The 13933-nt window shown below is 44.3% G+C and carries 10 protein-coding genes and 2 pseudogenes; 5 read left to right on the forward strand and 7 right to left on the reverse strand.

Annotation, left to right across the window (positions count from 1 at the left end; all coding sequences use genetic code 11):
* Nucleotides 1-45: 45 nt before the first annotated feature.
* The 3 genes from PKHYL_RS17030 to tfpZ all read left to right on the forward strand — a co-directional run bounded on the left by PKHYL_RS17030 (nt 46) and on the right by tfpZ (nt 1312).
* On the forward strand, nt 46-240 hold the full coding sequence (locus tag PKHYL_RS17030) for a pilin (RefSeq protein ID WP_269778219.1): 195 nt from the start codon (nt 46-48) through the stop codon (nt 238-240).
* Nucleotides 212-496: a pilin gene (locus tag PKHYL_RS01895; RefSeq protein ID WP_240365851.1), complete on the forward strand. Its 285-nt coding sequence runs from the start codon at nt 212-214 to the stop codon at nt 494-496. The genes PKHYL_RS17030 and PKHYL_RS01895 overlap by 29 nt, the downstream gene beginning before the upstream one ends.
* 159 nt (nt 497-655) lie before the next feature.
* Nucleotides 656-1312 carry a TfpX/TfpZ family type IV pilin accessory protein gene (gene tfpZ, locus PKHYL_RS01900; protein ID WP_240365852.1) on the forward strand — a complete coding sequence of 219 codons (657 nt, stop codon included), beginning with the start codon at nt 656-658 and terminating at the stop codon, nt 1310-1312.
* Between the two features lie 85 nt (nt 1313-1397).
* Here the strand turns inward: tfpZ and fdxA are convergent, their stop codons facing one another.
* The 3 genes from fdxA to PKHYL_RS18450 all read right to left on the reverse strand — a co-directional run bounded on the left by fdxA (nt 1398) and on the right by PKHYL_RS18450 (nt 4904).
* Complete coding sequence (gene fdxA, locus PKHYL_RS01905) at nt 1398-1721, reverse strand: ferredoxin FdxA (protein ID WP_011279554.1); 324 nt, start codon at nt 1719-1721, stop codon at nt 1398-1400.
* 218 nt (nt 1722-1939) lie between these two features.
* Nucleotides 1940-4585 carry a DNA mismatch repair protein MutS gene (mutS, locus tag PKHYL_RS01910; protein ID WP_442966105.1) on the reverse strand — a complete coding sequence of 882 codons (2646 nt, stop codon included), beginning with the start codon at nt 4583-4585 and terminating at the stop codon, nt 1940-1942.
* Complete coding sequence (locus PKHYL_RS18450; protein WP_442966106.1) at nt 4524-4904, reverse strand: hypothetical protein; 381 nt, start codon at nt 4902-4904, stop codon at nt 4524-4526. The genes mutS and PKHYL_RS18450 overlap by 62 nt, the downstream gene beginning before the upstream one ends.
* A 459-nt stretch (nt 4905-5363) precedes the next feature.
* Here PKHYL_RS18450 and secA point away from each other — a divergent pair.
* A pseudogene (gene secA, locus PKHYL_RS01915) lies at nt 5364-8155 on the forward strand (preprotein translocase subunit SecA).
* Nucleotides 8156-8373: 218 nt separating this feature from the next.
* Nucleotides 8374-8916 carry a hypothetical protein gene (locus PKHYL_RS01920; RefSeq protein ID WP_240365853.1) on the forward strand — a complete coding sequence of 181 codons (543 nt, stop codon included), beginning with the start codon at nt 8374-8376 and terminating at the stop codon, nt 8914-8916.
* A gap of 106 nt (nt 8917-9022) precedes the next feature.
* Here the strand turns inward: PKHYL_RS01920 and PKHYL_RS01925 are convergent, their stop codons facing one another.
* The 4 genes and pseudogenes from PKHYL_RS01925 to PKHYL_RS01940 form a co-directional block, all read right to left on the reverse strand.
* Nucleotides 9023-9589, reverse strand: a complete 567-nt coding sequence (locus tag PKHYL_RS01925) for a YsnF/AvaK domain-containing protein (protein ID WP_240365854.1) — start codon at nt 9587-9589, stop codon at nt 9023-9025.
* A gap of 242 nt (nt 9590-9831) precedes the next feature.
* Nucleotides 9832-10680, reverse strand: a complete 849-nt coding sequence (locus PKHYL_RS01930) for a DUF2382 domain-containing protein (RefSeq protein ID WP_240365855.1) — start codon at nt 10678-10680, stop codon at nt 9832-9834.
* A gap of 456 nt (nt 10681-11136) precedes the next feature.
* A pseudogene (locus tag PKHYL_RS01935) lies at nt 11137-12316 on the reverse strand (thiolase family protein).
* 148 nt (nt 12317-12464) lie between these two features.
* Nucleotides 12465-13823 (reverse strand): homoserine dehydrogenase, encoded by a 1359-nt coding sequence (locus PKHYL_RS01940; RefSeq protein ID WP_240365856.1) that lies wholly within the window; start codon nt 13821-13823, stop codon nt 12465-12467.
* Nucleotides 13824-13933: the final 110 nt, after the last annotated feature.

Consider the following 13933-nt stretch of genomic DNA (forward strand, 5'->3'; position numbering starts at 1 on the left):
GCAATTGCTAGGGCTTTTTTTAATTTTTAATAAGGAAGATCTATCATGAGAATACAGAACGGTTTCACTTTAATAGAGCTGATGATTGTCACCGCTATGATCGGTATTCTAGCAGCTATCGCCATACCCAGTTATTTAAATTATATTGGTAAATCTCAAACAGTCGAAGGTTTTACTGTCTCTAATGGTTTGCGTAGTGAGATAGCGGCACATGTATGGGAAAACAAACGCTTTCCCTAATGCAGCAGAGGTCGCTGTTACAGGAGTTATCGGTAGACAGGCTAATTCACTTGATGGCAAATACGTTTCTAAGAATGGGGTTAAAGTCGCACCAAATACAGGTGTTATCATTATCAATTTTGATGCTGGAAATATCGCTGGTAAAACGCTGGTATTAACGCCCGAAATAAACATACTGAATAATCAACAAGTCATTCAATGGGTATGTAGTGGTACAATAGGTAAAGATAAGCTACCGACTAGTTGCCAGAGTTAAACGGCTTATATATTTTTATTTGAAACTGTGATAACTGGTATAAGCGTTTTACCTATAAATAAAATATTGATGTAATCTATGCTAAATACCTCTCTAAATTTTCGTCTTAAAGCTTTTGGAATTCATCTTGGGATTTCTATTCTTATAGCATTAGTGAGTTTGTATATAGTATTTATGGTATGGCATCCTGCACCGCTTGCGAAAGCAGTTGGTGTAACTCATATATTTATCATGATGCTGGTCATTGACGCTGTGCTTGGTCCCTTACTCACTTTAATCGTTGCCAAACCGGATAAAAAGTCATTAAAGTTTGATTTGGTAGTCATTATTATTTTACAGCTTGCAGCCTTTATCTATGGCATGTATAACATTGCTCATAGCAGGCCTGTCTATATTGCTTTTGATACGCTACGCTTTGAAGTCGTTCAAGCTAATGAAATACCGAAAACCAGCTTAGAGCAAGCCCAAGCACCGTATCAGCACTTAGAGTGGGGAGCGCCTACGTATGTAGCTGTCGCCGCGGTAAAAAATGACAAGGAAAAAAGTGCTCGTTTGTTTCAAGAGCTAGAAACAGGAATCGCGCCAAGTAAGCAGCCTCATCTGTATGAGCCATTAGATAAACAGTGGTCGGTGATTAACGATAAAGCCAAACCTATCAGCAAGCTATATCAGTCCAACGATAAGTCGCGGGTGGATGGCGTCATCGATAAATATCCATCTATTATTGCATGGTTGCCATTGGTCGCTTATGAGCAGGATATGATAGTGTTAATCGGTGATAATAGTGTAATAGATATTGTAGATTTAAAACCTTAAGAATAAAAAACCACCGAACAGCAGTTGCCGCTCGGTGGTTTTTTATTGACGGGTTTATCCACGCATCAAAGTGCGATCAGGCTGCCTACTTCTCTAAATACTGAATCTTACCTTCTACGCCGTCCCATTTGGCGGCTTCTGGCATCTGCTCTTTCATCTCTGTGATGTTTGGCCATTTTTGCGCCAGCTCTTCGTTTAGCTGAGTGAACATCTCTTGCCCTTTGGGTACTTCATCTTCTGAGAAGATCGCATTGGCTGGACATTCAGGCTCACATAGCGCGCAGTCGATACACTCATCAGGGTCGATGACAAGGAAGTTTGGTCCTTCATAAAAGCAGTCCACAGGACAGACTTCTACACAGTCGGTGTATTTGCAAAGAATGCAGTTATCTGTAACGACAAAGGTCATAGTGATGTCTACCTGTTATTGATTTGGCTTTTGGCTAAATAGAATAGTCGAAAATAAAGCGTATTTTAGCGCCTTTACTACGATTTGACAATTCCCTTTAATGACCAATGATTTTCTTCAAATGATAGATTAAATCGTGCGCTTGTTTGGGAGTCAAGCTATCAGGATCAATGGCGCTTAGTTCGTCTTCTATGCTAAATAACTGATTTTGCTTTAGATTATCCCTCTGTATTTGGTGATTGTACTATGTAACTAGTCTGCGGTTCTAGAACAGCGTTATTGTTATGTTCTAGCTGTTTATCCGTTACTGAATTAGCTAAGTCATTTTTATCATCAATAGTTTTTTCATTTTCTGCTTTTAGATTGTCTATGAAGTAACGTTTGGCGTCATTTAATACTTGAGTGGGGATACCCGCCATCTTCGCGACATGCAATCCAAAGCTAGAACTTGCAGCGCCCTCACAGATCTGATGAAGGAGGAGTAGCTGACCATCGATTTCACTGGCGGCGACGTGGACGTTACGAATATCGTCACTTGTCTGTCCCAATTGCGTCAGTTCAAAATAATGAGTGGCAAATAACGTCAGGCAGCCAATATCGACTAGACGGTTGACACAGGCATGAGCGATTGCCAAACCATCAGTGGTGGCGGTACCGCGTCCGACTTCATCCATCAATACCAGTGATTTATGGGTTGCTTGATTTAATATATTGGCCGTCTCTATCATTTCAACCATAAAGGTAGATTTACCACCAGCCAGATCGTCCGCTGAGCCGATACGGGTAAAGATACGGTCAATATCACCAATATGTGCATGCTCGGCGGGCACAAAGCTGCCGCAATGAGCAAGCAAAACAATCAGCGCTGTTTGGCGCATATAGGTAGACTTACCACCCATGTTAGGGCCAGTGATGAGGAGCAGTCTTTCAGGATGTCCTTCATCAGCATTGGCACTACCCAGCACGCAGTCATTGGCGACAAAATAATTTGTACTTGATGCAGCACCGTTTCGATTGTTCGCGTTCGCTTGATTTAACGCCGCTTCGACCACGACATGACGACCTTGGCGGATATCAATATGGGTCTGATTTTTCGCTATAGATTTATTTTGATTTTCTGAAACTCCTCCCATAACTGGGCGTTGCCAATGGTAAGTCGTCGCAAGCTGCGCCCAATTACTGAGGACATCGATTTGGGCAATAGCAGCGCTCAGTTGTTGTAGCTCAGCCAAGTTCTCGTTTAGTTGGTTGAGCAGCGCTTGGTACAGCGTTTTCTCACGAGCCAATGCCAAAGATTGCGCACTCAGATATTCTGTCTCGACCTCTTTTAATTCATCAGTAATAAAACGCTCACTACTCTTGAGCGTTTGCCGACGGATAAAGTGGGCAGGGGCATTTTTCGCTTGCATCTTGGGCAATTCAAAGTAAAAGCCACTGACTTTATTAAAGCCGACTTTTAGACTCGGTAATTGATTGTCTTGACGCGCTCGCTCTACCATGTCGTCCAATGTCACTTGGATATTGTCGTGAAGATGGGTGAGGCGATCGAACTCTTCATCATAACCGGCAGCTATCATACCGCCATCACGGATATGTGCAGGTGGTTCAATGACAATGGCACGCTCGATTAACTCAGCCACCGCTTGAACGGCTGGCAGCCTGGCAGGCAATTGCTGCATCAACATGGGTAATAGACCAGCGTCTTCATGGCTGATACCTGACACTGTCAGTAGAGTGGTAATCTGGGCGCTGCTCGCGATACCATCGGCGAGCTTGCGTAAATCACGAGGTTTGGCACTCATCAGCCCGATGCGACTACTGATTCGCTCAATATCGCCAATGGTATTCAGTGTTTCTCGTAAACGTGTCACCAGTGAGCTATTTTCTGAATTTTGATTCGAATTACCATCCGCATTCAATAGGGACGTTATCGCATCTAGACGCATATTGATACGCGCATGCTGACGCAGTGGACGCTTCATTTGCTGTATGAGCAGTCGCTTGCCCATTGGCGTTTGACAATGGTTAAGGACGGATATTAGGGAAGTACCGCTACTACTGACTGGACTAAATAACTCAAGGTTTTGCTGACTATTGGCATCAATAATCAAATAATCGTCACTGTATTCAACGATCAGCTGATTGACTTGTGGCACATGGCGCTGCTGAGTTTGCTGTGCATAATGAATAAGCGCAGCACAGCTAGTTTGCGCCAGCAGGTTATCTGCGATACCCAAACCATCGAGACGTTGCACCTCAAACTGCTGACAAAGCGTGTCGCTCGCGTGCGTACGGTGAAAGTCATTGGCCGCGACTTCTATAATAGGGCAGTCCAGATGTTGCCGTAACCACAGCATCCACTGTGCATCAGTGCCATCAGTGCCGCCAATGCTATCGCTGAGTGCTTCACTAATGATACATTCACTAGGCGCAAAACGAGCAAGTACCGTCAGCATTTGAGTTTGCAATCCATCTATATCGTTTTTATCTGCTATTAGCGTCTGAGTAGTCAATGTACCTGCAGCTAGATCCATTTGGCTAACAGCTGCTTGTAACGTCTGGCTATTATCTTGCGTTTTTAAATGAGCAATATCGATGGCGACGACAGTCGGTGTATGGTTTGGTGCAATGAGTGCATCATCAGTAATAGTACCTGCTGTCAGCGTTTTGACCACTTCACGGCGCATGATGCTACCAGCCGCCGATTTACTTTTGTCTTTTTTTTGCTTGTCGCCCATCGCAGGGATATTGGCATTATTGTTGGCGCTGCCAGCATTGGTCGTTGTCGACTCGTCAATTTGCTCACACACGACGACCGTTTGCCCAGCCGCGATGAGGGCGTGCCATGTAGCTATCGGCTGCATGAAAAGGAACGCCCGCCATCGCTATCGGGTTGCCCGCTTTATCCGTACCACGACGCGTCAGAGTGATGTCTAATATTTGCGCCGCCCGCTTAGCATCATCAAAGAACAGCTCATAAAAATCCCCCATCCGGTATAGCAGCAATGCTTGTGGATAGTTGGCTTTCATGGTTAGATATTGCACCATCATTGGCGTATGATCTGCTAAGTTATAGACGGTATCGCCGATGCTTAAACAGTCAGATGTATTTGGTTTTGATAAGGCATTATCTGATTGAGTAGAAATAGATGAATGATTTTGGACGGACGGCTTTACGGTCATGCAGAGTCTCTTATTATGTTTCGATAGATTTTTATTAAATAGCATTTGCGGCAGCTGGTTTCGGATTAGCGCCAGTTTTATAGATTGTTTTGGTACGATAGAGTTGATATAACAAATGCGCCTGGTACGTACCGAAGAAGGATATAACGATTAGATTTAGGCTAGATTATATCGACAGCGCCATATGACAGCCACCTCATAGCTATCACATACAGGCGCCAAAAAAGCTAAGAAATTTAATAAAGTAAGCGCTATTTTAACACGTCCTGCTCGGTTTTTGCCTTGGCAAATATCTACTCACCGCCCTTGTATCCATCAGCGCCATAACCATATATAATGACGGCACACTTAATTGGGCGATACTAAATTAGGTAGTACTTAGTCGGGTAATGACAAGGCCACGAGCTAAGCTTTGGCTAATGCGCACTAATTATCGAATATTCCATAGGTCAAAAAATTATGTTATCAAAGATTATAGGCAGTGTGGTTGGCACCAAAAATGACCGCGAACTAAAACGCATGCGTAAAGTGGTCAGCAAGATCAACGCACAAGAGGCTGAAATACAAGCCCTGTCTGATGAGCAACTACAACAAAAAACGGCAGAGTTCAAAGCCCGCCACCAAAAAGGCGAAAGCTTAGATGCACTATTGCCAGAGGCGTTTGCCGTCTGCCGCGAAGCCTCATTGCGTGTCAATGGTATGCGCCATTATGACGTACAGCTGATCGGTGGTATCACCTTGCACGAAGGCAAAATCGCTGAGATGAAAACGGGCGAAGGTAAAACCCTAATGGGCACCTTGGCGATGTATCTCAATGCCATCAGTGGTAAAGGCGTGCATTTGGTCACGGTCAACGACTATCTTGCGGCGCGTGATGCGGAGCTCAACCGTCCGCTCTTTAACTTTTTGGGCATGACTGTCGGCGTGATTTACTCACAGCAGCCGCCACAAGAAAAAATCGACGCCTATCAAGCCGATATCACGTACGGTACCAACAACGAGTACGGTTTTGATTATTTGCGTGACAACATGGTCTTTAGTCTAAAAGAGAAAAAACAGCGCCCGCTAAACTTTTGTATTATCGATGAGATTGACTCAATCTTAATCGATGAGGCACGTACGCCGCTGATTATCTCAGGGCAAGCCGAAGACTCTTCGCGCATGTATGCGCTGATTAACACCATCATTCCACGGCTTAAGCGCTCAAAAGACGAAGAAGCCAATAAAAATAACGAAGATGAAGATTTTTGGATTGATGAAAAAACCGTCAGATTGAGATTAGCGAAAAAGGCTATGAAAAAATCGAGCGCTTCCTAGTCGAAGTGGGCGAGCTTGGTGAAAACGAAAGTTTATATAGTCCAAGCCGCTTGCCGTTATTGGCTCACGTCCAAGCTGCCATCCGTGCGCATCATGTATTTGTCAAAAACGTCCACTATATCGTCGATGAAGGCGAGGTGGTCATCGTTGATGAAAACACAGGCCGTACTATGCCTGGTCGCCGCTGGTCAGAAGGTCTGCATCAAGCAGTAGAAGCCAAAGAAAACGTTGAAATCCAAGCAGAAAACCAAACACTTGCAACCACCACATTCCAAAACTACTTCCGTCTATATGACAAGCTGTCTGGTATGACGGGTACCGCTGATACTGAAGCGGCAGAATTTAAATCTACTTACGATCTAGATGTCATCGTCATTCCAACGCATGAGCCGATTGCTCGTATCGATATGGATGATCAGATTTTCTTAACCAAGTTAGGCAAATACAAGGGCATTATCCGCGAGATTAAAGACATTCAAGCCAAAGGTGCACCTGTGCTGGTCGGTACAGCGACCATTGAAGCCAGTGAAGAACTGTCTTATTTGCTCGATCAAGAAGGCGTGAAGCATAACGTCCTAAACGCCAAGCAGCATGAGCGTGAAGCTGAGATTATCGCACAGGCTGGTAGCCCAAAATCAGTGACGATCGCCACCAACATGGCAGGTCGTGGTACGGATATTATCCTTGGTGGTAATTGGCAGTCGTTTATTGAAGATGTCGATTCGGTCAGTCCGGAGGAGATGCAGCGCCTAAAGTCTCAGTGGCAGGTGAAGCATGACCAAGTGGTAGCGGCGGGTGGTTTGCATATCATTGGCTCTGAGCGTCATGAATCACGCCGTATCGATAACCAGTTACGTGGTCGTGCTGGTCGTCAGGGTGACCCTGGGATGTCGCGCTTTTTCTTATCGCTCGAAGATGATTTGATGCGTATCTTCGCAGGCGATCGCGTGGTCAATATGATGCGTGCCATGGGTCTAAAAGAAGACGAAGCCATCGAGCACAAGATGGTGTCAAAATCGATCGAAAACGCGCAAGGTAAAGTTGAGAGCCGCGATTTTGATGCACGTAAGAATCTGTTGAAATATGATGATGTTGCCAACGAGCAGCGTAAAGTTATCTATGGTCAGCGTGATGATTTGCTTGCCGAAATGGACTTATTAGAAGCCATTGAAGTGATGCATCATGAAGTCTATAACGCCATGATCAACCAGTTCATTCCGCCTGGCTCGATCGACGATCAGTGGAACATTGACGGATTAGAAGATGAGCTTGAGGACGAGTTTAAAGTCACGATGCCGATCAACGATTGGCTAGATGAAGACCGCCGTCTAGATGAAGAAGGACTGCGTGCCAAGATTATCCAAACAGCCATAGACCGTTATCACAGCCGCCGTGAGCAAATGGGTGAGCAAGACGCCGCCCAGCTTGAGCGTCATTTTATGCTACAGAGTCTAGACAAGCACTGGAAAGAGCATTTGACACAGATGGATCAGCTGCGTAAAGGTATCCATCTACGCGGCTATGCGCAGAAAAACCCTGAGCAGGAATACAAGCGTGAATCATTTGAATTGTTCCAAATGATGCTTGGGGCGATTAAGTCTGAAACGGTACAAGATTTATCACGTGTTCATATCCCAACCAAAGAAGAGCTAGAGGCGTTGGAAGCTCAGCAACGTGAGAATGCGGCGCATATGCAAATGCAGTTTGAACATGATGACGTAGATAATTTAGATAGCAATGTAAACAGTGCAGCCGCTCAGCCGCAACCACAAAACCGCAGCCTTAGTGGTACGGCAGCAGCTGGCGCTGCTATGGCAGCCAGTGGTAGCAACGCCAATGAGCCAAACCCGTATGCTGGTATGAATATTAGCCGTAATGCCCCTTGTCCTTGTGGTTCAGGGCTCAAGTACAAACAGTGCCACGGCAAAATCTAATCAGTATGGTCTTTTAATCATTAGTAATTATGATTAAAGTCTGTAGACTGCTAAATAGTAAGCCCTTATCTCAACCAGATAGGGGCTTTTTATATCTTATCAAGGCTGCTTGTTCTATAATTTACCGTTCTATAGCAGATGAACACTTTGTATTGATTGCTTACAAATTCAGCATAGGCGTGAATTTATGGACACGCTATAGTGTTTAGTATACCTATTTGGGAGAGCGTTATGAGTTTAGAATTATTAAAAAATTGCGTACTTCAGTCGCATTGACGGGGTTGCTCGCTGGTGCATTAACGATCAGTGCCTGTCAGCAACAATCAGAGCCAGAGTCAAGTATGGAAGATGGTGTCAATGCTGAAGAATCTGTACCAATGTCAGCCGAGCCTGCTGAGCCAAGTGATGTCGTTGTAAATACTGAAGATGCTTCACTTAATGAAGTAGAAGGTGATACGGTCGCATCGGTAAACAGCGGTGTGACGCAGGTATCGTATCTGTGTTCACCTGAGCTAAAAGTTGAAGCGACTTATAAAGAAGATGCCAATCAAGTGGTCGTTGCCACTGATATGGGAACAGTAACACTGAATCAGACCAATGAAGGCAGTAATCCAGAAGTGTTTGAAGTTGCCACAGGGTTAGATGGCGGTCAAGGGTTTACTCAGTGGCGTGTGGCGCATGAAGAACGCGAAACTGGTGTCATGCGTACAGCTGGAGAAGATGAGTCAACCGTAAATACGTTTGAATGTAATAAAGTATAAAATTTTGATTACTACGTACCACACAAAAAAAAGCAACGCGAGATTAGCGTTGCTTTTTTTTGTCAGTGATTTATCTATGCTGATGATTAAATCACCAGTATCTCATTTATTTTGGTCGAGTAGCATTGGCCTCATGTGCCAAAAACCCTTCTTCAGTCACATCGAGCTCTTCATGTTTCAACTCTACTTGAATACTATCGGTATGGATATGTGTGCTCTTATTGACTTCAATTTCTTGGATGGCGTAGGTATCTTTAGTAATAGTTGCTACTTGGCGTGATAAAACGATTTCAATCGGCTCGTTACCAACCTCTATTTGTTTACCATTGACGGTCACCACGGCTTTACTATCTAGTGAGGGTTCAACATGACGCAATATATCTCTGTCATCATAGTTACCTGACAGTAATTCTTGACTCTCTGCATCATGATACTCAGTGCGAATGGTAATGTATTCTTCTATAAGCTCAATAGGCACTTCAATGGTCTTGGTTCGGGCATGCTTGGTGACAGTCACTTTACCAACGTCTAGGCGCTCTTTATTGATGACAGGTCGCTCTTCTAATAGCTCCAAATGCCCAACATTGACGACATTGGCGGTTTCATCAGCTAGTGTGCTTTTTTGGTTTTCCAAATCGTCTTGGTATAAGTTTTCTGTATGGTCAGTAGTCATTTTTATTTCCTTATAATTATAAAATGATGAATCGGGCAAAATGCAATGTTAACGAATGATATTGAATTTATTACTATCATTAATCATTACTATAATAACTCACGTCCCCATATTATCGATACAAAAAAGACCAGAGATATGCTCTGGTCTTAATCTGCTAAGTCAAAATGCTTAGCTACCTATTATTATCACATCTCATAATGAAATCACAATGACATTAAAAGACGCAAAGTATCAGGGTATTACATACCACGAGCGCGGCGTACATCATCTGCTGTGATATCATCACGGTCAACTAAATTGCCTTCACGGTCGACCACATTACCGTCATTATTAACGTCTAGCTCTTCGCGCTGGATAGTCTCAACGATAGTTTCAGTATGACGCTCTGTTGTTTTACCAACATTAACTTCTTCAGACACATAAGTGTCTTTACCAACACGAGCACGTTCTGCTTCTAACTCAACTTCAACGGTATCATTAGTATCCATATCACCGATGCGGCGGTCTGTTGGGCGATCAACGCTAGTGCGCTGAATATCAGCATGTTCTTCTTCTAGCTCAACCTCGACATTGCGCTCTTCAGTCACAACATGTTTGCCAACTTTTACAAGGCCTGCAACGATACGGTCTTTATTGACAGTTAAACGCTCTTCTAAAAGCTCTAGTGTGTTTGGTGCATCATAAGAATGGTCTGCGATGTCTACGCGCTCTTCAGCTGGAACGGTATCAGCAGTAAACGCTTGACGATCTTTTTCGTATTGCTCTTTATAGCTGTACTGATAGTCGTGGTCATATACTTCCATGGCTTCTACTTGAGACTTGGTCAAGCTATCGAAGAAAACATCATCACCAACAATACGAGCAAGACCCGCTGGTACTAATACCTCTTTTGAGCTAAACCAGCCACCTGCATCAACGATTAGGTAACGAATACGGCCAGTAGTGTCTTCTACTAACGCACCTTCAATTTTACCGATTTTTTCTTCATTAACGCCGTAAGCAGTTTTGTCTGTTGGATCATAATAGTCATCACCGATTAGGTCACGATGAGTGGCTTGAATATCTTTTAAACGGATTAGTTGGCTCATTATTGTCTTCCTTTTTATGAGTTAGTATTTGTAAAAATTATTTTATAAATGGATATTCTTAAAATTGCTGATGAATACTTATTTTAAATTCTGGGCAAAAATTACTTCCAATAATCGAATTTCAATAAGTAAGTTAAGAGATATATCACAACATCTCTGCATCAACTTGTAGCCATCCTAACACTATGATTTTGGATGAAATACATGAGCAAGGTAGCAAAATGTGCGCTTGGGGTAATTACATGTAATAGGCTGTAAGTGGTATAACATAGGTGGGGTACAACTTAACGAGTCTTAACACAAAGAAATGTTTGAAGTTAACGTTGAATCAATAGACACAAAAAAACCGCAGAGCAATGAGCAATGCGGTTCTTGAACAAAAGATAAATACCAATAAATGCGTGAAGTTAAATGTTACGAGCTATCTGAGCAACGACACGCTAGTATTGCTTTTACTTAAGGAAGCTCAATAGCAACGGCAACTGCTTCGCCGCCACCAATACAAAGTGTCGCAACGCCTTTTTTGCCGCCGGTACGCTTGAGAGAATTGATGAGTGTCACTAGGATTCGTGCACCTGAACAGCCTACTGGATGACCAAGCGCACAAGCGCCGCCTTCAACGTTAACTTTGGCGTGGTCGATGTTTAGCTCGTCCATAGCCGCCATAGTGACCATCGCAAAAGCTTCGTTAATTTCCCATAGATCCACATCAGCGACTGACCAGCCAGCATTTGCTAGTACTTTTTCGATGGCACCGATCGGAGCGATGGTGAATTCGCTTGGGTGACGAGTTTGAAGCAGTGGCAACGATGCGAGCTTGATAATCCAGACCTTCAGCCTTTGCTTGTGACTCTTTCATGACGACGACAGCAGCAGCACCGTCTGAGATTGAGCTGGCATTGGCTGCAGTGATCGTACCGTCTTTTGCAAATGCTGGGCGTAAGCTTGGGATACGATCAGCATTCGCTAGGCCTGGTTGCTCATCAGTATCGACCGTTTGCTCGCCTTTACGAGTTTCAAACGTCACAGGCTCAATTTCATCTTTGAAGTGATTGTCTTTGATAGCGGTTAGCGCGCGACTGAGTGATTCGATGGCAAACTCATCCATCTTTTCACGTGTATAGCCTTTTTTATCCGCCATTTCTTGAGCGAACATACCCATGAGCTTACCAGTCTCAGCATCTTCTAGACCGTCTAAGAACATATGATCTTTGACTTCTTTGTGACCCATGCGGTAGCCACCACGCGACCCTGGCATCAGATACGGTGCATTGGTCATTGACTCCATACCACCAGCTACAGCAACATTGAAGCTACCAGCTTTGATGCCATCATGTGCTTGCATGACGGCTTTTAGACCTGAGCCGCATAGCTTGTTAATGGTGACCGCGCCAGTCGCGTCAGACAATCCAGCTTTGCGCATGGCTTGACGGGCAGGGCCTTGACCCAAACCTGCAGTCAAGATACAACCCATGATTACTTCATCAATATCATCGACACTAACGCCTGAGCGTTCGACAGCGGCTTTGATTGCAGCAGCGCCCAAATCGCTAGCACTCATGTCTTTTAGTATGCCTTGGAAGCCGCCCATTGGTGTACGTGCGCCGTTTAAGATTACAATTGCATCATTTGACATCGTTATTATTCCTTATTTACGTATTTTAAATGAAAGTGCCTCATAGAGAGGTAGAGGTAAGGGCTGGTTCGCTGTTACTCTTTATCAGTTAGCACTTGCCTGGTTCACTGATAAAGGGGTGATAAGCGTGGCTTGCTAAAATTATGTTTTAAGCCAGCTCATCTAAGCGAATGCGTACTACTTTATCAGTAATGGTCTCTAATTTTTCAATTTTTTCGATAGCGAGATTCATCTGACTCTCGACCACAGGTAGGGTTAAGATAATGACAGGTACTTGACCAACTTTATGCGCAGGTTTCTGTAGAATGGCATCGATATTGATACCTGCATCGCTTAGGATGCGAGTGATGTCCGCTAAAACACCTGGGCTATCATAAGCATGTACACGTAAGTAGTAACCAGTAATCATCTGCTCAGCACGTAATATTGGTGTGTCTGAGAGTTGCTCAGGGATAAATGCTAAGTGCGGTACATGGTGTCCACGATTGTTTTGCTCGCTGCTGTTTTGCTCGTCGCCACTTTTGCTACCTAATACACGGACGAGATCCATGACGTCGGCCATCACTGCCGAAGCAGTAGCACCAGCACCAGCGCCATCACCGCAGTAGAGTGTTTGCCCAAGTGGATGTGAGTTGACCAATACCGCGTTTTTTACGCCGTTGACATTGGCAAGCAACGCATCTTGTGGAATAAGCGTTGGATGTACACGCAACTCAACGCCAGCATCATCACTGTTGCCTTGACCATCACGGCGTACTGCAAATCCTAAATGTTTGATGCGATAGCCAAGCTCTTCGGCGTAGTTGACATCTTGTAGTGTGATACCAGTGATGCCTTCACAGTAGACTTTGTCAAACTGTAGCGGGATACCAAAGGCAATCGAGGCAAGCAAGGCTAGTTTGTGCGCCGCGTCGATGCCTTCCACATCAAAAGTTGGATCTGCTTCTGCATAACCCAGCTCTTGCGCCTCCTCTAGTACGTCGGCAAATGGGCGACCTTTGTCACGCATTTCGGTCATGATAAAGTTGCCAGTACCGTTAATGATACCTGCGAGCCAATCAACTTTATTGGCAGCAAGCGCTTCGCGCATCACTTTGATAATTGGGATACCGCCTGCCACCGCTGCTTCATAAGCAACATGGACATTATTTTCTTCAGCAAAGGCAAAAATCTCATTACCGTGTTCAGCCAATAGCGCTTTATTTGCAGTTACGACATGCTTACCGTTTTTAATAGCTTGCATGATGACGTCTTTAGCCAAGGTCGTACCACCAATCACTTCGATAACGATATCGACATTGTCGCTTGCCGCAATTGCCATCAAGTCACTGTTTTGCATGATGCTGGTATCAATATCATCACGCTGACGGCGCGTACCCACTTCGGTAATAATAATATCGCGTCCACTACGGCGTTTTAGCTCATCTAAATTGTCATTGATTAGGTTGATCACACCTGTTCCGACGGTGCCTAAACCAAGTATCGCTAGTTTGATGGAATTGCTCACAGTATCCTCAAGAGGTTAAATATAATGAAGCGGGCATAACGCTGGGGCAATAGCAAATGAGTCTGCGGCATAACACCGGCAGTCTATAGGCATTTTCTAGTGCTACTTTG

Source organism: Psychrobacter sp. KH172YL61 (assembly GCF_007182895.1).
Classification (GTDB): domain Bacteria; phylum Pseudomonadota; class Gammaproteobacteria; order Pseudomonadales; family Moraxellaceae; genus Psychrobacter; species Psychrobacter pacificensis.

Coding starts and splice junctions, on each gene's coding strand:
- mutS (WP_442966105.1), bottom strand. CDS start 4,585: ATGCAGCCGATAGCTACATGGCACGCCCTCATCGCGGCTGGGCAAACG.
- fdxA (WP_011279554.1), bottom strand. CDS start 1,721: ATGACCTTTGTCGTTACAGATAACTGCATTCTTTGCAAATACACCGAC.
- PKHYL_RS18450 (WP_442966106.1), bottom strand. CDS start 4,904: ATGACCGTAAAGCCGTCCGTCCAAAATCATTCATCTATTTCTACTCAA.
- PKHYL_RS01925 (WP_240365854.1), bottom strand. CDS start 9,589: ATGACTACTGACCATACAGAAAACTTATACCAAGACGATTTGGAAAAC.
- PKHYL_RS01930 (WP_240365855.1), bottom strand. CDS start 10,680: ATGAGCCAACTAATCCGTTTAAAAGATATTCAAGCCACTCATCGTGAC.
- PKHYL_RS17030 (WP_269778219.1), top strand. CDS start 46: ATGAGAATACAGAACGGTTTCACTTTAATAGAGCTGATGATTGTCACC.
- PKHYL_RS01895 (WP_240365851.1), top strand. CDS start 212: ATGTATGGGAAAACAAACGCTTTCCCTAATGCAGCAGAGGTCGCTGTT.